Consider the following 19,877-nt stretch of genomic DNA (forward strand, 5'->3'; position numbering starts at 1 on the left):
TCTGCCTAAGCTTCAGGCCATTCGTCATACGCCTCGGCAGTGACTGCCGATCGGGATTCGCCTGGCTCGGCTGCACCATTCAGACATAGACAAAGGAGTCGATGTGCTCGTCATCCTCGGATTCACCATGATCCTCACCTTCATGGTGCTCATCATGACCAGGCGGCTCACGCCGATGGTCGCCCTCATTCTCGTCCCCACGATCTTCGGCCTCTTCGCCGGTGCCGGCCTGGGCCTCGGCGACATGATCATCGAGTCGATCAGGGACCTGGCCCCGACGGCGGCGCTCCTCATGTTCGCGATCATGTTCTTCGGCATCATGATCGATGTCGGGCTGTTCGATCCCCTCATCCGGTTCATCACCCGCTTCCTCGGCAACGACCCGGCCAAGGTCGTCCTCGGCACGGCGATCCTGGCCGGTGCGGTGTCGCTCGACGGCGACGGGTCGACGACCTTCATCATCACGACCTCAGCGATGCTGCCGATCTACCTGCGTCTGGGCATGAGCCCGGTCGTACTCACCTGCGTTGCAGGCCTGATGAACGGCACGCTCAACATCGTTCCGTGGGGTGGCCCCACCGTGCGGGCGGCCTCGGCACTCGGCGTGTCGCCGACCGACATCTTCGTGCCGATGCTGCCGTCTCTTGCGACGGGAGTCATCATTGCACTGGCGTTCGCCTGGTTCCTCGGGCTCGGCGAACGCAAGCGCATCGGGTCGCTCGAGTACTCACAGGCTGCGCAGGCGAATGCCGCCCCGCTGGCGTCGCCCGGCTTCTGGCGCGGCTTCTTCGGCGGCAACCGCGTCGTGCGCGGCACGGAGGTCAGTCCGGGTGCAGCGGCAACCCTGTCGACGACCGGTATCGTGACGGTGCGGCCGGGCCAGCGTGTGCCGGTGGGTCACACGGCCCTGGCCGAACAGAAGGTGCTCGACGCCGAAGATCACGACACGATGATGGCCGACACGATGATGCGGGCGGATCGGCCGACGCTGCGGCCCAGACTCATTTGGGTGAACCTCGCGCTCACCGTCGCCGTCATGGTGCTGCTCGTGCTCGATGTCATGCCCTTGGCTTATATCTTCATGGTGGGCACCGGCGTGGCGCTCGTGATCAACTTTCCGAAGCTCCGCAGCCAGGCCGACGAGATCGTCGCGCACGCGCCCAGCATCGTCGGCGTCGTCTCGATGGTGCTCGCCGCGGGCGTCCTGGTCGGAGTGCTGAACGGTACCGGGATGGTCACGGCGATGGCCGACTGGGTTGTCCAGGTCGTGCCGGCATCGATGGGTGAGTACCTCGCGGTCATCACCGGAGTGCTCTCCATTCCGATGACCTTCTTCATGTCCAACGACGCGTTCTACTTCGGCATTCTTCCCGTGCTCGCCGAGAGCGCAGCAACCTACGGGATCTCCCCGGTCGAGATGGCCCGCGCCTCGATCATCGGTCAGCCCGTTCACCTGCAGAGCCCGCTGGTACCGGCCATTCTTCTGCTCGTCTCTCTTGCAGGCGTCAACCTCGGCGACCACCACAGGAAAGTGCTCTGGCGAGCCTGCGTGATCTCGCTTGTGATGCTGGTCGTCGGAGTGCTTGTCGGCGCCGTCCCGTTCGGCTGAACGCGGTTACAACCCGGACAGCCAGAGAGTCCCGGAGACCTGTGCGTTTCCGGGACTCGTGGTCGGGTCGACGGGATTCGAAACTGAGACCGGGCTCAAGTCCTCAGTGGGTCACCAGATGCATCGGAAGCCGACGGGGCCGGTCGGGCGGCGTGTTCAAACAAATCGCGCAATATGTTGAGTACGGGAATCGCGGACGCCAGAACGTCTTGTTCGGCGGGCGAGAGCATGTCGATGGCCGCGGCCACGGTCGCCGTGCTCGTCCGGTCGAACCGGTAGAGCATGTCCCTCGCGTGGGGCGTCGCGACGAGTATCGCTGAGCGGAGGTCCCCTGTCGAGGCGCGCTCAACCAATCCAGCCGCCGTCATGGCTTTCACGAGGTTGCTGACGGTCGGGCGAGCGATGCGGAGAGCGATCGCGGCGTCACGGGTATTGACCGGGCCGGAGGCGACGAGAACTCGCAGCAGCTCAATCTGCGCTTCGGGGATGTCCGGCAAGTCTTCGGCGGCCCGGGTCGCCCGGGACATCTCCCGACGCAAAGGCCCGAGCAATCGGGTGAGTTCGGTCGCGATCTCGCTCACGGACAGCCTCCGGCATCGATGTAGGTTTGCCACAAACATAGGTTTGTGGCAATCTCAGTTTAACGCGAATTTCAGGAAGCGACCGTTTCCGAAATCGCCCTGAGAGAAGGCCCTGACGATGCTTGAAGAAAAATACCGCGTTCTATTCGAACCCCTGAAAATTAAGAACCTGGAGATTAAGAACCGCTATGTGATGGAGCCGATGGGCCCCGGCGGATTCTGCGACGAACAGGGCGCCTACACGGAGCGTGCCGCGGACTATTACGTGGAGCGGGCCAAGGGTGGCGCCGGTCTCATCATTACGGGTACGACGATGGTGGAGAACGAGGTCGAGGTCTGCTCCCTGCCCTCCCTCCCCTGCGCCACGTTGAACCCGAACCACTTCATCCAGAACGCGAAGCAAATGACCGAGCGTGTGCACGCATACGGCGCCAAATTCTTCTGCCAGCTGACCGGAGGTTTCGGCCGCGTGTCGATTCCCTCCATTCTGGGCAAGACGGCCATTGCTCCATCACCCATCCCCCACCGCTGGATCGACGGAGTGGTCTGTCGCGAGATGACCGTTGACGAGATCCACTACATCGTCAGGAAGTTCGGTGAGGCCGCCCTGGTCTGCAAGAAAGCCGGGTTCGACGGTGTCGAGGATCCATGCCCTCCACGAGGGCTACCTGCTCGACCAGTTCGCGATCTCCTTCTTCAATCACCGCACCGATCAGTACGGCGGATCGCTGGAGAATCGCCTCCGATTCGCGACGGAGATCGTTCAGGAGATCAAGAAGACCTGCGGCGCGGATTACCCGGTCTCCCTGCGCTTCGGCCTCAAGTCGATGATCAAGGACTGGCGCCAGGGCGGACTCCCCGGCGAGGAATTCGAGGAGAAAGGCCGCGACATCGAAGAAGGCATCGAGACGGCCAAGGCCATGGAGGCTGCCGGCTACGACTGCCTCAACGCGGATGTCGGCACCTACGATTCCTGGTACTGGACCCACCCGCCGATGTACCAGGCCAAGGGCCTCTACCTGCCATACAACGAAATCCTCAAGCGGCACGTCGACATCCCCGTGATCACAGCCGGACGAATGGAAGATCCCGACCTCGCCTCGGACGCCATCCGGAACAAGCAGACCGACTTCATCGGCATGGCCCGCCCGCTCCTCGCCGACCCCGACATCCCCAACAAGATCCGTGCGGGCAAGTACAACACGGTCCGCCCGTGCCTGTCCTGCCAGGAGGCCTGCATGGGCCGTCTGCAGCACTTCACGTCGATCTCCTGCGCCGTGAATCCGGCCGCCGGTCGCGAGAAGACCTACGCCCTCGAGCCCGCGGTCACCAAGAAGAAGATCATGGTGGTCGGCGGCGGGGTCGCCGGTTGCGAAGCAGCCCGCAACCTCCACCTGCGCGGCCACGTCGTCGACGTGTTCGAGAAGTCCGATCACCTCGGCGGCAACCTCATTCCCGGCGGAGCGCCTGACTTCAAGGAAGACGACCTCGCTCTGGCCCGGTGGTACACCAACGAACTGGTGACCATGGACATCCCCGTTCACTACAACACCACCGTGACCCAGGAACAGCTTGAGGCCGGCGACTACGACTGTGTCATCATCGCCACGGGCTCCAAGCCCAAGCGCATGACCCTCGAGGGCTCCGACAGGGTCTTCACGGCGGAAGACGTCCTGCTCCTGAAAGAAGACGTCGGCGAATCTGCCGTGATCATCGGTGGAGGCCTCGTTGGTTGCGAGCTGGCCTTGTGGCTGGAGGGCCTGGGCAAGAAGGTCACTCTGGTTGAATACCAGCCGGACATCCTGCAGCTCGGTGGCCCACTCTGCACCGCGAACTCCGACATGATCCGGGACCTCATCGCGTTCAAGAACGTCGACCTGGTCGTGAACAGCATGGTGACCGGCGCCCGCGATGGCGGCTTCGTCATCAAGGACCGCGAGACCAACGAGGAGACGGTCCTGACGGCGGATTCGGCAGTTGTGGCCGTCGGCTACGTCTCGGAGCGCTCACTGTACGAGGAGCTGCGCTTCTCCGGTCCCGAATTGCACCTGATCGGAGATGCCGGCGAGGTCTCCAGCATCATGTACGCCATCTGGAATGCCTATGAGGTCACGAAGAACATCTGATCGTCATCGGTGGAGGCCCCCATCCCGCGTGAGCGTGGGTGCGGGGCCTTCACCGTGATTTGTGCGGTGACGAGCGCGTCATCTGTGCCTGTTCGCTGATCGCCATCGTGTTCACGCCTCCGGAATCACGAAGCGGTTCTCGTCGATGCGGCGGGTGTCGGGTTCGGGGCCGCGGCGGATGCCGAGGTCGAGCCCGTCGATCGCCGCGAGTTCGGCATCCGTCAGTTCGAAATCGAAGACATCGAAATTCTCGACGATGCGGGACGGCGTGATCGACTTCGGGATGGCACTGCGCCCCTGCTGGACGTGCCAGCGGATCATGACCTGCGCCGCCGACTTGCCGTGCACGGCTCCGATCGCCTCGATCACCGGGTCATGCAGCGGGTTCTTCGCAGTGCCGTCGCCCCAGCCCGGGTAGAAGTTGATGCCGCCGATCGGAGACCAGGCCTGGGTCAGGATGCCGCGGGCAGCATCCGCCGCCTGGGTCTCCTTCTGCACGAAGTACGGGTGCAGTTCGATCTGGTTGACGGCAGGAACGATGGTGCGCGCCTCGAGGAGCGCATCGAGGTGTTCCGGCTTGAAATTGCTCACGCCGATCGCCCGCACCTTGCCCTCGGCGAGGAGGGTCTCAAGCGCGCGGTAGGCCTCGAGAGTCTTGTCGAAGCTCAGCGGGACCGGCTGGTGCAGGATCAAGAGGTCGAGGTAGTCGAGGCCGAGCTTGCCGGTCGCGACGTCGAAGGCGTGCAGGGTCTCCTCGTAGCCGTACTGGCTGATCCAGACCTTGGTCTCGACGAAGACCTCGGCGCGATCGACACCCGAGTTGCGCAGTCCTTCGCCGACCTGCCGCTCGTTCATGTAGGCGGCAGCCGTGTCGATGTGGCGATACCCGGTACGCAGCGCGGTCTCGACGGCGGCCGCGGTGTCCTCCGCGGAACTCTGGAAGACCCCGAGACCTACCGCGGGGATATCGACGCCATTGTTGAGGGTGAACGAAGTAGTCATGCTTCGAGGCTACGTGCGGTCCCGTCAACGAGGGAGGGTGGCTCAGTACCTCCCTGTGCCACCCCGGCCCGCTGCCCGGCGAGGCCTGCTCACCACCGTTGCCGGGCACGCGGTTGGAGAGAATCGTCAGAGGACCTTCGCGCCCATGGCGATGTCGAAGCCTGCGCCATGGGCGGCCAGGCCCACCAGGAGGATGCCGGCCCATTCAAGGGCGTGGGCCATCTCAAGCGCTCCTGCGTCGAGGGGCCGCATGCCCAGGCTCTCCACAAACGCGGCGACCTCTGCCTTCGCCCCGGCGCTGTCGCCGGCGAAGAACACATCGACGGCCTTGTCCTCAGCAATGACGCCGCCGAAGATCGTGTTGAATGCCTTCACGACATGTGCGCCCTCGGGGCGGCCGCTGCCATCTGCTGCGACACAGAGTTACCCGGGGTCGTCACGACTCCACTGGCGTCAGCGTTGAACGGGTTGGTGATGTCGACGAGGATCTTGCCGGCCAGCGCATCGCCGTAGTGCGCGACCACGTCAACGGCGCCGGCGTAGAGGACGGCCACGATGACGATGTCCCCCGTCGGCCGTGCGCCGAACGCGCCGACGGTGGCACCGTTGCCGATCTGTTCGGCGAGAGCCTGCGCCTTGGCGGCGTTGCGGCTCATGAACTCGATGGTGTGGCCGTGCTTCGCCGCCCGTGTGCCGATGGCGGTCGCCATGTTGCCCGAGCCGATGATGCTGATGGTGGTCATGAGGTGTCTTCCAATCGCCGCGTCGATGTATGTACACCGATCTGAGTACCTAACCTAACGGGCTGATGCGCGGCGAGTCAAGCTATGCACACCGATCGGTACCAACGGGCTACGCTAGGGACTATGACGGAGTTGGAGAAGGGACCGCGCGGCCTGCGGAGCGGCAGGGGCGCTCGAGAGCGCCTTCTCAGCGCGTCCCAGCAACTGTTTCCCGATCAAGGCATCAACTGCACCGGCGTTGACCAACTCTGTGCGGTGGCCGGGGTCTCCAAGCGGACGCTGTACCAGCACTTCGACGGCAAGGACGAGCTCATCGCCGAGTATCTGCGCCGTTTCGATCCCGACATCCTGCCCGAAGTCTTCGACCGCTCCGACCTGACGCCGCGCGAGCGACTCCTCGCCATCTTCGACATCCACTCCCCCTGTGCCCGTTCATCGGAGCTGCCGTCGAAATCGAGGACCCGGGCCATCCAGCACGCGTCTTCGCCCGCACCTATAAAGAGGGCTTCGCCGCCCGGCTCGCTGATACCGCCCGCGAGGGCGGCGCCACCAACCCCGAACAGCTCGGCGAGCAACTGGCACTGCTCCTGGACGGTGCCTCGGCTCGCAGCCGAGTCCTCAACACCGACACGTTTGCCACCGCGGCCGCCATCGCCGTCGTCCTCATCGACGACGCCCTCCCCAAGGCGTCGGCCTAAGCATCGATCCTCGTCGACGCACGACAGTCCGAGCTTTGGTGTGACCGGCGGCAACGCTCCGCAGGACACGGGAATGGAGACTCGCGTGTCCTGGCAGTGAAACCGCCGGCCGGGCGCGGTGATCAGGCATTGCTCAGGGCCCTCAAGCAGAATGGCCGCAGAGCCCCTGACGGTTCCCGGACGATGGCCAAGTACCCGGTACGCGACAAGACTTGCCAGTGGAGTCATCATGTTGCCATGGGTCGTTCTGTCCCTCTCCGGAGTTCTCGAGGCCGTCTGGGCAACCGCCCTGGGCAAGTCGGCGGGATTCACAAAGCTCGTCCCGACCCTCGTGTTCGGTGCGGGGATCATCGCAAGCATGGCAGGACTCGCTTTCGCACTGAGAGAGATCCCGATCGGGACCGGCTATGCCGTCTGGGTCGGGATCGGTGCGACACTGACCGTCGTCTACGCGATGGTCACCGGCACCGAATCGCTCAGCATCCTCAAGATCGTGCTCCTCCTGGGACTGATCGGCTGCGTGATCGGACTGAAGCTCGTGAGCGACGCCGGTCACTAACATTCAAAACAGATACCCCGGCCGTTCGCTTTCACCGGCGAATGTCCGTGCCCGACGGCTGGAACCACCGCCTCGAAGCGCATTGGGCTCACCGCTTCGTGCCACGGGTCGAGCGCGGCATCGTTGACGATCGATCAGGTGTAGCCGCGGGTGCCGAATTGGAGTTTGTCGCCGGGATGGATGGTGGACATCCCGACCTTGCCGCCGACGAGGGTCTCGACCTGCTCGGGGTAGACGCCGAAGCGAGTGGCGATGGGTGTTCAGTCCCTGAGGTGTTCGGGCATTTGTGGGCATTGTTTGTAGATGCCTCGATCGGGGGCCCCTGGTCGATGTGTGCATAGGGCTGCCAGGTCACGGTTGCGGGGCCTTGGCCGGTGTAGTTGGCCATGAAGGATTCCAGGGTCGGTGGCGGATCAACCCGGATGTGGGCGGTTTCCAGGCACGGCATGAGGACCGTTGTTTGGTACTGGTAGAGGTAGGTGACCTGCGACTCGTTCAGCGGAACGGAGTTCTTCGGGTCGCTGGGAAACCGGGTATTGCAGACGTAGTCCGCGATCGCATGACGCTCCTCATCGCCGAGCGCCACGTAGGTTTCGATGCCGCCCTCAGGGCTCGCGACCGCAGGGACTCCTGCGGCGGTCAAGCAGGCGGCGATCACCGACGGGATTTCCTCCAGACTCAGGAACCTCTCCCGCGTCGCCGTCGGCACGGCCACGTCCGGATAGCTGGCGACGAATCCGTCGCGCAAGGCAGTTTGCGCCTGATCGGCCAGCTCCTGCCGGGCGGCCTCGGTCATCACGGGCGGGATGGGCGCCGGGATGGGCGTGGCCGACGGTGGAGCGACCGGCGCGGCGGCGCATCCGCTCAGCACGAGGAGCACGAGCGCAATGCCGAGGACCTTCCAGGACACCCGTGCCGCGCGCGGAGCCGGGACCTTCAGTGTTGGGCGCACCCGATGGATGCTGCCGTCAGGGAGAGACGCGGAAGGTGCCGAGAACGGTGGTGCCGTCGCTTCCGAAGAGCGGACACGGTCGAACAGCAACCCGGACGCGCGGCGATCCGCACTATTCGACCCGCGCGAAAAAACCAGATCGGACTCCCCCGCAGTCTTCATGACCACCCCCATGACTATTGAACGCCATCCGCGGGCATTCACGGCAAATTGCCCCTGATCGGGTCAGAAAATTTCAACGCGCCTTGTGCCGATCACGTGTCAGCATGGTCGCGTTCCCGCAGCCTGCGTCACGGTGTTCGGCGACTCACTCACGGCAACACCTCAAAGATGCCGCGCGCGCCCTTCTCGGCGTCCGACATGACGTGGCTCACGAACGGATAGTGCCCAGCCTCGGAGAAGGACAGCTCCACGAATCCGCCCTGCGCGGCGGCCAGATCGAGCACTTGCGAGCCACCCGTCCCGGTGCTGCCGCCGTCCTTGAGCGGGTAGTCGCCCTCCTTATAGACGGTATGGAACTGGCCGCCGACGATGTGGAAGGCGCTGCCCACGTTCGGGCCGGCATCCAGCACCCAGACCCGCACGGTCTCGCCGACACGGGCCGGAAGCGGACGGGCGGCGTACTGGTTGGAGTAGCCGTTGAAGACCATCAGGTCCGGGGTCTGCGCCTTGACCTTGACGGCGTCGACCTCGCCGCCCTGCGCGCCGAGGTAGAGCTCGGACTGCACCAGAAGGTACTCGCGGTCCACGTCGGCCAGGCCGGGCGGGTCGATGATCACGGCACCGAACATGCCGTTCGCGATGTGCACCGACATGGGCATTGTGGAGCAGTGATAGAGCCAGATGCCCGACCGGGTGGCGGTGAACGTGTAGACCAGGCTCTCACCGGGCTGGATGGTGCGCATCACGGCGTCGGGGGCGACGGCGCCTGCGTGGAAGTCGATGGAGTGCCCGACCGTGCCCTTGTTCACCAGGGTGATTTCGAACACGTCGCCCACCCTGCCGCGCAGTGTGGGGCCGGGCGCGGTGCCGTTGAAGGTCCAGAGCAACTGGGTGACACCGGGGGCCACCTCGGTTTCCACATTGCGCACGACCAAGGTACGGCGATGCACCGTGGCGTCTGGAGCGGGCGGCAGCACGGCATCGTGCGCCTCGAAATTCGCGTCGGGTACGGCCGAGGGGTCGATGTCGGCGGCCGCAGAGGTTCCGGTCGCGGCCGCGTCCTGGCCGGTGTGACTGCCGTCCGCGGACATGCCCGCCATGCCGCCCATCGAGGTGCTGTCGCCGGTGGCGGATGCGCCCGCGTCGCCCACCGCGACGATGCTGATCTCCATGCCCAGCAGCCGGTGTCCGGCGATCGAGCACCAGCCGTCCACGCTCGCGCCGATCACGCCAACGGCCACGGTCGTGGTGGTGCCCGGGTCAAGTGACCCCGACACAAGGCCGGACTCCAGCACCAGGTTGTGCGCCATGTCGTCGCTATTGGTGAGGGTGATCCTAAGTGCGTCGCCGAGCGGCACCTCGATGCGGTCGGGCACAAAGCGGGTGTGCACCATGTCCACGGCGACCGTGGTGGTGTGACCGGTCGCGGCAGCGGTTCCAGAGGAGCCCGCGGCCTGGGTCGACACCGCCGACAGTTCCACCGAGGCCGGGTCGACAACGATGCCCACGGTCACCGTGAGGAGCAGCACGCTCGCGGCCGCGAGCATCCGCCCGGTGCTGCGCGGTCGCGGGCCCGCCACCGGCCGTTCGCCCGGCGCCACGCGCACGAGCGGCAGGGCGCGCACCCGCCGGTTCGCGCGAAGGGCCCGGGTGAACAGCACCAGGAAGCTGGCCAGGGTCGCCACGATCAGCATCGACAACGCCACGGTGAGGGTGCTGGAGACCGGCAGCAGCGACAGGAGGAGGGCGCCGTTGACGACCACGACCCGGAACAAGCCGCCGCGATCGAGCTCGGCGGCGGTGGCTTTCAGGGCGGCCGGGCCGCCACCGAGCACGACGGGCACGAGGTGACTGAGGGCGCCGAGCAGGATCTGGGCGGCGAAGCCGATTGCGAAGTACGGCACCAGGGTTTCCACGCCGGCGGCCGCGACCGTCCAGCTGGGGGCGATCGCCACCCGCAGGCCGAACCCGAGGGTGCAGAGCGCGAACCAGATCTGCGCGGAGCCCAGGCTCCAGGCTGCGAAGGTCACGGCGGGCGCCCGGCGCAGGTGACCGACACCCTCCCAGAGCATGCGGCCGAGGGCCACCAGGTAGACCAGAACACCGAGTGCAACGACGAGGCGCAGGTCGGCAAGGCAGCCCAGCCCGACGAGAACCAGGCCACCCACCAGCACCGACAAGGTGCTGCCGGCCGCCACTGTGGCACCCGCGATTCGGGTGTGCAAGACGGTCGGCCAGAGCAGCGCGACGGTGCCGATCACGGTGAGGCCGACCCAGCCGAGCAGGTTGAACGCGAGGTGACCGATGAACAGGCGTTCGTAGTCTTCGCCTCCCCCGTCGAGCCGGGCCATCAGGATGCCCAGAGTCACGCCGGCGGCGAGCATCACCGCGCTCGCCACGTAGTAGCGCACCAGCGGGGCGAACCGGCCCGGCATCGCACCACGGGTCTGACCCACGATGACGGCGGCGTGGGCCAACGCGTTCAGGCCCACCAGGATGCCGCCGACCAGCACGAGCGGATACCCGCCGATGACAATGCCCGTCATCACCGCGATGGCGCCGACGGTGTGCGCACTCAACCGTAGCCCGAGCGAGAGACGATGGCCGAGGGCCTTGCGGCGCAGCAGCGTGTCGGCGAAGTGCTGGCTCCAGATCAGGATGGCCGTGCTCACCGCGCCGAGGAGCAGCAGGTGCACGAGCAGCCAGCCCGACGAGGGCAGTTGGCGGTGCACCACGGTGAGGATCACCGCGGCAGCCAGCCACGCGGGCACCAGGCTGCCCGAGACGATGTGCCAGAGCTTGTCTTTCACAGCAGCGACCTCCCCAGGGGCGGTGCTGACGGGGCCGCAGTGCTGCGCGGTGTTGTCCGCACGGGCAGCACAGTGGTTCCGCGCAGAACCGAGACTGCCGCAATCGCCACGAACAGCAGCACCGCGACGATGTTGAACACTCCGCCCCACTGCACCAGCACGGGCCGGCCATAGGTGTCGCCGAGGAGTACCCGCACCAGAAGCGACACATGCAGCAGCGACGCCGGCAGGTACATGACCGGCCGATACGGCAATGGCCGGCGCAGCACGGCCGGCAGGATGGTGGGAGCATGCGCCATGATCATCGACATGACGAAGCCCAGGAACACGGCGTGCATCATGGCGTCGTAACCGGGGCCGGAGTAGACCGGACCCCGCAGCAACCAGATGCCGCCCACGACGGCGAGCCAGCCATACCCGGCCAGCAGGCACCAGGCCATGTAGCGGGGCGACCCGACCGAGCGCACCATGCGGGTGGCGATGTCGTGCCGGAACAGCCAGGCCACCAGCGCCAGCATCCCGGCACCGAGCAGGGGGTAGCCGGCGATCGGCCAGACCAGGGCGACGACCGAGCCGAAGCTGAGCGCGAGGCTGATGCCGAGCATCCACTGTTCGGCGCGCCGGTTGACGGTGGGCGAGATGCGGGACAGTTCGAGGCGTTCGCCGGCGATCGTGAGCACCAGGAAGAGAATGAGCAACGGTGCGAGCTGCGGGATGCCGATTCCGCGCAGCCAGAAGATCGTGGCCATGAGCCCGGCCAGGGCGCCGAGCACCTGTACGGCGGTGGAGACCGAGCCCTGCTTGCGCCAGATCTCGCTGTAGATTGCCAGCAACATGGTGGTGCCGGCGACCAAGGCGGCCTGGCCCACGACCACCGGCAGCGGTGAGATGAGCGCGATGCCGCCGGCACCGAGCAGGCCGGGCGAGAGATAGGCCCACGTGCGGCGGACGGCCACGGCCCGCTCGAGCACCACGACGGTGCCGACGAAGCCGAACACCATCAGCGGGCCGTGCACCTCCGTTAGTCGGGTGCTGTCGACGGGCGCCCAGAGGCCGAGCAGGAGCAGCGCGCCGTTGAGTCCGGCGAGCAGGGCGATGCCCCCGAGGAGCAGGAAGACCAGCCGGGCGGTGACAGGAGGCCGCTCCATCGGGCCGGTGCCCCGCGTAGCGCTGCCGGTTCGGCGAAGAGGGCTCGGCGTAGTCATCGGCGTGGGTCAGGTCAGGATAGCGTCGGGGTCAGATGGCGCGCGTGGGCGCTTCGGCCGATGCTTCATGGTCGGCAGGTTCGGCACGGCGACGGTCCGATGACAGGATGATCGGTTCGACGGTCACGGCTTCTCCTTCGGGCGGGTCGAATGACCCCAGAGTGCCATTATAGAGGACGAACATCCTTTTAATAGGATCGTGCCATAAGAGCGCTGGCTGCTACACGCGGCCGGCGAACGACACGGCGAAACCGATGACGCGGTCGCACACGGAGATCCCGCTAATCTGCGGTCCAGGACGTGTGCTCGTGCGTGATCCAGACGTGTTCAGGATGCAGCGAGCGAATCAGTCGCTGGCCTTCGGTCTCGGGGTTGTCCAGCTCGCCGAACCACACCGCGGTGTCTCCGGCGATGATTGTCGGACGCTCGCCGGTATCGACGACAACGATCTGTGAGCCGCGGGTGTGGCCCGGCGCCGGGAGGAGTCGAATCCCGGGAAGCAGGTCGAATTCTCCATCGACGGGTACATAGTGCACGCCGGGCGGGTCCACCCATTCTCGGATGGTGTAGTCGTCTTCGGTGCGGGCATCGTCAAGTTCCTGGCGCTGGACGTAGATGGGCGTGCCGGGGAAGAGGTGGTTGCCGCCACAGTGGTCGAAGTGAAGGTGTGTGTTGATGACGATGTCGACGCTCTCGAGGTCGAATGCCTGCGCCTTGAGAGAGTGGGGGCGAGGGTCGAGATCGGCCGCTGCGGGGTGGATCTCTGTGAAACCGGTGTCGACGAGCACCCTCGCATCGGGATGTTCGATGAGGTGCACGTAGACGGGCATTGGGTACCCCTCTGCGGTCAAGTCACCGACATGAATGGGCGTGATTGTGATGGGGGCGTTCATGACGCGTCTCCTTCGCGAGTAGCGGATGTTGTCGTTCGTTCAGCCCAGATTCCGACGTTCACAGCACCCAACCTAGAAGCTCTACGGTCCAGCGTGAAGGGCCATTTATTGACCAGTTGAGTGGACCATTCGCCAAGGTGAGCGTGTGTCTGTGGACTGGGGGCGCGGAGGCCTCGACCTTCGCGACTCCCCCAGTTTGGGGCGGTGACCTCGGGTCGACACCTCTTGAGGGGAATGTCACTCAATGGGTCGATAGATTGGTGGGAGTTCTAGGGGGACTGTGGTTGATCGTTCGAGCGTCTGTCCTCGCGAACGCGACCTGTTCCGGAGCACTACCTCGAGTCTGCCTATTCCGGTGAGGCGCTGATGCGCGCGCGGATTCATACCGGACTGGTGTGGGCGATGGTCCTGGTCCTGGCCGCCAGCGTGGTCGGGCTGGCTGTGCATTGGGGCGGATGGGGCCCGGCAGGTGACGTCTGGTTCGAGCCGGTCCTTGTCGTCTCGGTAGGGCTGACGGACCTGTTACCCGTCGCAGTGTGCTGGATGGCTGTCGGAAGGGTCGGACTTCGGCGCCCGGAGGTTCTGCTCGCCGCGACCGCGATGACCGCCTACGTTGCTGGTGACTGTTACAGAGCCTGGGTAGAGGCCACGACCGGCTCGATTCCGTTCCCGTCGGTTGGCGACGTCCTGTATTCGCTGTTCTACCTGCTGATGCTGGCCGCTCTGATCGTTGCGGTGCGCCGCCACGTGCGGACGCTGGCATCGTCGGTCTGGCTGGACTGCGTGGTGGGGTCGCTCGGCGCAGCCGCGGTGCTGGCGATTCCGCTGAGCCCGGTGCTGGACTCGGCCCTGACCAGTTCATCGTGGTTGGCCACCGTGACGGCGATCTCCTTCCCACTCTTCGATCTGCTGCTCGTGGCCGCTATCGGCGGGATCGGCGCCTTGGGGGGCAGGCGGCTGGGAAGACGGTGGGTGTTGCTGTTCGTGGGCCTGCTGGTCTTTGCCGCGGCGGACGTGCTCTACGCGCTGCAGGTGAACGCCAACACCTATGTGCGCGGTACGCCGCTAGCCGCGGCCTGGGCGATCGGACTTGCCCTGTTGGCATTGTGGGTCGACGGTATGGAGCGAACTCATCCGGCCGCGGTACCCGAGACGAGCCCAGCGACCGGCAGGGCGGCACTGATGGTGCCGGTGGTGGCCACCGCCGCAGGGCTAGGGGTGCTCTTGGTGAGCAGCCGGGTGCCCTTGTCAACGTTTTCAGTCGCTCTTGCGGGGGCGACGTTGGTCGCGGCGACAGCTCGCACCCAGGTCGCCTTCCGTCAGGTCGCGTGGATGGCGCATCTGCGCCGCGTTGCCTCTGCAACGGACGACTTAACAGGCCTCCCGAACCGGCGGGCCCTCCACGTAGAGGGGCACGCGCGCTTGGTGGACCCGGAGCGTCGCCGCCAGTCGCTGCTGATGCTCGACCTGGATAAGTTCAAAGAGGTCAACGACAGCCTGGGCCACCACGCCGGAGACCAGCTGCTGGTCCAGGTCGGCGCCCGCCTGCGTGAGCACCTGCGGCCTGGGGACCTGCTGGCGCGTCTGGGCGGCGATGAATTCGTGGTCCTGCTCGAGGATGCCGGCCACGCCGAGGCCATTGACGTGACCGTCAAGTTGCGCGCCGCGCTGGCCGAGCCATTCGCTCTGGAGGACATCACACTGCACACCAGTGTCAGCGTCGGTATCGCGCTCTTCCCGGACCACGGTCTGGACCTGAGCTCCTTGTTACGCACGGCCGATATCGCCATGTACAAGGCCAAAACATCGGGCCGTGGCCAGCACGTCTACAACACCGCCGACGACACCGACGCCACCACCCGGCTGAAGACGGTCGAGGAACTGCGAACCGCACTGACCACCGACCAGCTCGTGGTGCATTACCAGCCCAAGATCGACCTGGACACCGGCGAGGTCCACAACGTGGAGGCGCTGGTGCGCTGGGATCACCCCACCCGAGGCCTGCTCTACCCCGACGCGTTCCTGGCCTTGGTCGAAGAATCAGGATTGATGCGGACCCTGACCCGGGTCGTCCTTCAGGTCGCCCTGGACCAGGCGGCGGTGTGGCACGCCGAAGGCCGACCCTCACGGTCGCAGTCAACCTCTCGGGCAGCACGCTGATCGACACCAGCCTGCCCGACGAGGTCGCAGCGATGCTGACGGTCCGTAACCTCCCGCCGGGTGCCCTCCAGCTGGAGATCACCGAGGAGTTCCTGATGGCCGACCGCGACCGGGCCCGGAGCATCCTGACCCGGCTGCGGAGCAGCGGTATCCAGATCTCCATCGACGACTTCGGCACCGGGTACAGCTCACTCTCCTACCTGCGCGATCTGCCCCTCGACGAGCTCAAGCTGGACCGCTCGTTCGTCTTCCCGATGGTCGACGACGCCCGGGCTGCAGCACTGGTCGCCTCCACGATTGGCCTGGCCCACAGCCTCGGCCTGCGGCTGGTTGCCGAAGGCGTCGAGACCAAGGCCGCTTACACCGAGCTCGTCCGCCTCGGCTGCGATCAAGCCCAGGGCTACTACATGTCCCGGCCCGTCCCCGCCGCCGAGCTCGACCTGTGGCTCAGCGCCCGAGACATCGCCGACGAGTTCACTGAGATGACTGGCCTGCTGCCTTCTCTCGACTGACCCAGTGCCATCGAGACCGACATCCCGCCAATCGTTCCCGCCGTCCGGCGAATCGAGAGCGCACGAATAGTCTCGACACTCGTGCCTCGGTTTGCGTGCGACCTCGGGTGGAACGCGGCACCGTTGGCCTTCGGTCACGTGTAGCCGCGGGTGCCGAATTGGAGTTTGTCTCCGGGGTGGATCGCGGACATCCCGACCTTGCCGCCGCCGAGGGTCTCGACTTGCTCGGGATAGACGCCGAAGCGAGTGGCGATCGTGCTCGCAGAGTCCCCGCTGACGACGGTGTAGGTGATCTTGCCCGAGCTGTCGATCGTCGTGGTACCTTCGGCGCCGTCAAACGGTCCTTGGTCTCGCGGCGTCGGATACTTCGACAGGTGCGAGGTCGCCGTCGGCGAGGGCGTGGCCGGCGGTGCAGGGATCGGCGCGGCGGCGCATCCGCTCAGCACGAGGAGCGCGAGCGCAATGCCGAGGACCTTCCAGGAGATCCGTGCCGGGCGCGGAGCCGGGACCTTCAGCGGTGTGTGCACCAGATGGATGCCCGTGTCAGAGAACGAGGCGGACGGTGCCGAGAACGGTGGTGCCGTCGCTTCCGAAGAGCGGAAACGGTCGAACCGCAGCCCGAATGCGCGGCCATGCGCTCTCTGCGACCGGTACGAAAGCACCAGGTCGGACTCCCCCGTAGTCTTCATGACCACCCCCATGACTAGTCAATGCCATCCGCGGGAAATTTACGACAAATTGCCCCTGATCGAGTCAGAAAATTTCACCGCGCCATATTCCGATCACGTGTCAGCATGTGCGCATACTGAATGTGAGCAGCTACCAGGATTCTGTAACAAATGGAGAAGGAGTCCAACTATGGGTGCACGCAGTTCCGGACGGGCACGCGCTCGCGACGTCCTCGCTGCGGTCGCAGTTTGGGTCCCCCTCGCCGCAGTCGTCACGACCTGGCTCATCTGGCGAGAAGAGCTTCCGACCGACCTGCCCCGCCAGTGGGGCAGCCATGGGGTCAGTTCGACGTGGCCGACGTGGATGGCAATCGCGCTCTTGGTCGTGGTCTGCTTAGCTTCGGCTCTCATCGCAACGTTCGCGTTGCGGGAGGGTGCGGCACCGACTCGCCGCAAGACATTCCTGTGGAGCGGCTTCGCGGCAGGGTTGGCAACCGGAGGCTGGCTGATGATCGCCGGATCAACGATCACGTCCGGTCCCGGCGCGGAACCGCAGGTCGGTGCGTGGCCACTGCTCCTCATGGCGTTGCTCGGGTACGGCCTGATTCCGTTCCTACTCGCGCACCGGTGGGTGGCTGCCGAACCCGAACATCATCCGGTGGAGGTCGTGCTTGGGCCGACAGAGATCGGTGCCTGGATCACCACAGTCACTGTTCCGTTGTTCGCGATCGTGAGCCTGGCACTGTTCGCCGCCGCAGCGGCATTGCTCATCCTCACAACCAGAGAGGGCGAGCCCGGGGCGGATGTCTTCGGTGCCGTGGTCCTTCTCCTTCTGGCCGTCCTCATGCTGGGGTTTGCCCGACTGCGGATCAGCGTGGACTGGCGCGGCCTGAAAGTCGTCACCTGGTTCCTGGGCATCGCACTGAAGACCATTCCGCTCACGGACATCGAGTCCGTGCACACCAATACGCTGGAACCGATGCACTGGGGAGGCTGGGGCTACCGATTCATGCCCGGGCGGTCAGCGATCATCCTCCGCACAGGACCAGGGGTCGTCGTCACCCTCACCAATGGGAAGCAGTTCGCACTCTCACTCAATGAGCCTGAAACACCTGCCGCGCTGCTGTCGACGCTGAGCACTTCCGCGAAGCAGCTGCGCCCGCCCACGGATTCCGGTGCAGAGCTTCCCGGCGGCCCTGGCTGCTCGTAGGGAGGAGGATTGGTGTCGTGAAGATTCTCTCGATTCAGTCGGCCGTCGCTTATGGCCACGTTGGCAACTCCGCAGCCGTGTTCCCCTCCAGCGCATCGGGGTCGAAGTGCTGCCGGTCAACACGGTGAACTTCTCCAATCACACGGGATATGGCGCGTGGCGCGGATCCCTCATCGCACCCGAGGACGTGCACGATGTCATCCTCGGTATCGAAGAACGTGGTGTGCTCCCCCAGATCGACGTCGTGCTCTCGGGATACCAGGGCGGCACCGGGATCGGCGACGTCATCGTGGATGCGGTGCAGCGGGTGAAGGCGGCGAACCCGTCGGCCATCTACGCGTGTGACCCCGTGATGGGTAACGCGAAGTCCGGGTGCTTCGTGGCGCCCGAGATCCCCCACCTGCTTCGGGATCGCGTCGTCCCCGTGGCCGACATCATCACTCCGAACCAGTTCGAGCTGGGATTCCTCACCGGAACCGAGCCCTCGACGCTGGACTCCACACTCGCATCCGTCGACATCGCCCGGGCGATGGGACCGGACACCGTGCTCGTGACCAGCGTGGAACGCCCCGACCGCGAACCCGGCACCGTCGAGATGCTCGCCGTGGATGCTACGGGAGCGTGGATCGTGCAGACGCCCCATCTCCCTTTCAAAGCGAACGGATCGGGCGACGTCACCGCGGCGCTTTTCTCGGCGCACTACCGCGCGACAGGTGACGCTGCGGTGGCGCTGGAACGGACCGTGTCCAGCGTGTTCGATCTCCTCGAGCTGACCTACCAGTCAGGTGAGCGAGAACTGCAGCTCGTTCAGGCGCAAGAATCCTATGCGCACCCACGCATGCAGTTCACCGCCCAGCGCGTGCGATAACCGCTGGAGGCCCCGAAAGCGGCCAACACAGCAGCCGGTGGATGCGCGACGTGCAGAGCGAATAACGCGTCGCCTCCACAAAGCGCACCATCTGTCGGGCCGCTTCGTTTCAATGGCAACCGCGCTCTGAATTGTCCTCAGGACAGCAACACTCGGTTGCAACTTTTTGGTTGCAGTTTTTCTTCGCTTGTGCAACGCTTAGGTTGCAGTAATCAACTGAAGGACTAATCCACCGAAGGGATGCACCATGAGCACGAAGATCAACGAGTTGTCCGTTATCGATGCCGACAAGTTCACCGTCTCACGAACCATCACCATCGCAGCCCCCATCGAGAAGGTCTGGGCCGCCGTCACCGAGGCGCAGCACATCGCCCGCTGGTTTCCCGAGCACGCAACCCTGTCACCGCTCGCGGTCGGCACCACCGGCGTCTTCGGCTGGTCCGACCATGGCGACTTCCCGGTCCGCATCGAGGAGCTCGACCCGCCGCACATGATCGCCTACCGCTGGGGCAACAGCAACGCCGCCGCATCCACTCTCGAGTCGGGCGAGACCACCGTCTTCCGCTTCACCCTCGAAACAGTGGATGCCGGCACGCAACTCACGGTCGTCGAATCCGGTTTCGACGCCCTCCGTGACCCCGCCGCGAGCATGGACGGCAACCGCGGTGGCTGGGACTTCGAGCTGGACGAGTTGGTCGCCTACCTCGAAGGTTCCGAGTGACCGCGTCCACCCTCGTTCCCGTTTTCGCCGCCCTCGGCGATGACACGCGCTGGAGCATCCTGGCAGCCCTCGGCGGGGCGGACGCATCGGCGTCCGCCCTCGCCGAGGTCCTCCCCGTCTCGCGCCAGGCGATCGCCAAGCACCTGGCGGTGCTGCAGGACGTCGGACTGGTCGAGCCAGTGCGAGTGGGTCGCGAAGTCCGGTACCGGGTGCTGGGCAGCCAGCTCGCCGAGACCGCCCGGCGGCTCGACCTGATCGGGGCGCAGTGGGACCGCCGGCTGGCGACGATCAAGCAGATCGCGGAGGCGCTGGAGTCGGAGTAACGCACTCGATCCCGAGACCCGGCGACATCCCCGCGGAATCTGTTCCCGACGCTGCCGTCGTCTGTGCGCGTACCT

At 65.6% G+C, this 19,877-nt stretch carries 16 protein-coding genes, 3 pseudogenes and 1 riboswitch; of the genes and pseudogenes, 10 read left to right on the plus strand and 9 right to left on the minus strand.

Going from position 1 to position 19,877, the window contains the following annotated elements:
* Positions 1-127: 127 nt before the first annotated feature.
* A complete protein-coding gene (locus RGU41_RS09415) occupies positions 128-1,609 on the plus strand; it encodes a CitMHS family transporter (RefSeq protein WP_416172974.1) in 1,482 nt (493 codons plus the stop codon).
* A gap of 95 nt (positions 1,610-1,704) precedes the next feature.
* Here the strand turns inward: RGU41_RS09415 and RGU41_RS09420 are convergent, their stop codons facing one another.
* On the minus strand, positions 1,705-2,190 hold the full coding sequence (locus RGU41_RS09420; RefSeq protein WP_198413690.1) for a MarR family winged helix-turn-helix transcriptional regulator: 486 nt from the start codon (positions 2,188-2,190) through the stop codon (positions 1,705-1,707).
* A gap of 202 nt (positions 2,191-2,392) precedes the next feature.
* On the opposite strand from RGU41_RS09420, the pseudogene RGU41_RS20855 reads away from it, so the two are divergent.
* Positions 2,393-2,770, plus strand: a pseudogene (locus RGU41_RS20855) (2-enoate reductase); the annotation flags it as partial.
* Between the two features lie 55 nt (positions 2,771-2,825).
* On the plus strand, positions 2,826-4,316 hold the full coding sequence (locus RGU41_RS09425) for an FAD-dependent oxidoreductase (RefSeq protein WP_322136095.1): 1,491 nt from the start codon (positions 2,826-2,828) through the stop codon (positions 4,314-4,316).
* A 111-nt stretch (positions 4,317-4,427) separates the two neighbouring features.
* Here the strand turns inward: RGU41_RS09425 and RGU41_RS09430 are convergent, their stop codons facing one another.
* The 3 genes from RGU41_RS09430 to RGU41_RS09440 all read right to left on the minus strand — a co-directional run bounded on the left by RGU41_RS09430 (position 4,428) and on the right by RGU41_RS09440 (position 6,061).
* Positions 4,428-5,318 (minus strand): aldo/keto reductase, encoded by an 891-nt coding sequence (locus tag RGU41_RS09430; protein WP_134450204.1) that lies wholly within the window; start codon positions 5,316-5,318, stop codon positions 4,428-4,430.
* A gap of 126 nt (positions 5,319-5,444) precedes the next feature.
* A complete protein-coding gene (locus RGU41_RS09435; protein ID WP_322136096.1) occupies positions 5,445-5,693 on the minus strand; it encodes a hypothetical protein in 249 nt (82 codons plus the stop codon).
* Positions 5,690-6,061: an NADPH-dependent F420 reductase gene (locus tag RGU41_RS09440; protein WP_322136097.1), complete on the minus strand. Its 372-nt coding sequence runs from the start codon at positions 6,059-6,061 to the stop codon at positions 5,690-5,692. Before RGU41_RS09440 ends, RGU41_RS09435 begins: the two co-directional genes overlap by 4 nt.
* 123 nt (positions 6,062-6,184) lie before the next feature.
* Here RGU41_RS09440 and RGU41_RS20860 point away from each other — a divergent pair, with 123 nt between their 5' ends.
* Both RGU41_RS20860 and RGU41_RS09450 read left to right on the plus strand, forming a co-directional pair.
* Entirely contained in the window at positions 6,185-6,859 is a 675-nt protein-coding gene (locus tag RGU41_RS20860) for a TetR/AcrR family transcriptional regulator (protein ID WP_416173146.1), read from the plus strand.
* A 57-nt stretch (positions 6,860-6,916) separates the two neighbouring features.
* A riboswitch (guanidine-III (ykkC-III) riboswitch) is annotated at positions 6,917-6,979 on the plus strand.
* Positions 6,980-6,991: 12 nt separating this feature from the next.
* Positions 6,992-7,318, plus strand: coding sequence for a multidrug efflux SMR transporter (locus RGU41_RS09450; RefSeq protein ID WP_322137331.1), 327 nt, complete (start codon positions 6,992-6,994; stop codon positions 7,316-7,318).
* Between the two features lie 88 nt (positions 7,319-7,406).
* On the opposite strand, the gene RGU41_RS09455 is transcribed toward RGU41_RS09450, so the two are convergent.
* The 4 genes from RGU41_RS09455 to RGU41_RS09470 form a co-directional block, all read right to left on the minus strand.
* Positions 7,407-8,270 (minus strand): hypothetical protein, encoded by an 864-nt coding sequence (locus RGU41_RS09455; protein ID WP_322136099.1) that lies wholly within the window; start codon positions 8,268-8,270, stop codon positions 7,407-7,409.
* Between the two features lie 311 nt (positions 8,271-8,581).
* Positions 8,582-11,242, minus strand: coding sequence for a multicopper oxidase domain-containing protein (locus tag RGU41_RS09460; protein WP_322136100.1), 2,661 nt, complete (start codon positions 11,240-11,242; stop codon positions 8,582-8,584).
* A complete protein-coding gene (locus RGU41_RS09465; protein WP_322136101.1) occupies positions 11,239-12,390 on the minus strand; it encodes a hypothetical protein in 1,152 nt (383 codons plus the stop codon). Before RGU41_RS09465 ends, RGU41_RS09460 begins: the two co-directional genes overlap by 4 nt.
* 338 nt (positions 12,391-12,728) lie before the next feature.
* Positions 12,729-13,340 carry an MBL fold metallo-hydrolase gene (locus RGU41_RS09470; protein WP_134558546.1) on the minus strand — a complete coding sequence of 204 codons (612 nt, stop codon included), beginning with the start codon at positions 13,338-13,340 and terminating at the stop codon, positions 12,729-12,731.
* A 1,332-nt stretch (positions 13,341-14,672) separates the two neighbouring features.
* Here RGU41_RS09470 and RGU41_RS20865 point away from each other — a divergent pair.
* Positions 14,673-16,012 (plus strand): annotated as a pseudogene (locus RGU41_RS20865) (putative bifunctional diguanylate cyclase/phosphodiesterase).
* A gap of 134 nt (positions 16,013-16,146) precedes the next feature.
* On the opposite strand, the gene RGU41_RS09485 reads toward RGU41_RS20865, so the two are convergent.
* Positions 16,147-16,539, minus strand: coding sequence for a LysM domain-containing protein (locus RGU41_RS09485; RefSeq protein ID WP_322136104.1), 393 nt, complete (start codon positions 16,537-16,539; stop codon positions 16,147-16,149).
* A 331-nt stretch (positions 16,540-16,870) separates the two neighbouring features.
* On the opposite strand from RGU41_RS09485, the gene RGU41_RS09490 reads away from it, so the two are divergent.
* The 4 genes and pseudogenes from RGU41_RS09490 to RGU41_RS09505 all read left to right on the plus strand — a co-directional run bounded on the left by RGU41_RS09490 (position 16,871) and on the right by RGU41_RS09505 (position 19,802).
* Positions 16,871-17,890, plus strand: a complete 1,020-nt coding sequence (locus RGU41_RS09490) for a hypothetical protein (RefSeq protein WP_322136105.1) — start codon at positions 16,871-16,873, stop codon at positions 17,888-17,890.
* A gap of 17 nt (positions 17,891-17,907) precedes the next feature.
* Positions 17,908-18,758, plus strand: a pseudogene (gene pdxY, locus RGU41_RS09495) (pyridoxal kinase PdxY).
* Between the two features lie 247 nt (positions 18,759-19,005).
* Positions 19,006-19,479, plus strand: coding sequence for an SRPBCC family protein (locus RGU41_RS09500; protein WP_322136106.1), 474 nt, complete (start codon positions 19,006-19,008; stop codon positions 19,477-19,479).
* On the plus strand, positions 19,476-19,802 hold the full coding sequence (locus RGU41_RS09505) for an ArsR/SmtB family transcription factor (RefSeq protein WP_134450194.1): 327 nt from the start codon (positions 19,476-19,478) through the stop codon (positions 19,800-19,802). The genes RGU41_RS09500 and RGU41_RS09505 overlap by 4 nt, the downstream gene beginning before the upstream one ends.
* Positions 19,803-19,877 lie beyond the last annotated feature (75 nt).

Source organism: Cryobacterium sp. 10C3, from assembly GCF_034314285.1.
Lineage (GTDB): Bacteria > Actinomycetota > Actinomycetes > Actinomycetales > Microbacteriaceae > Cryobacterium > Cryobacterium glucosi.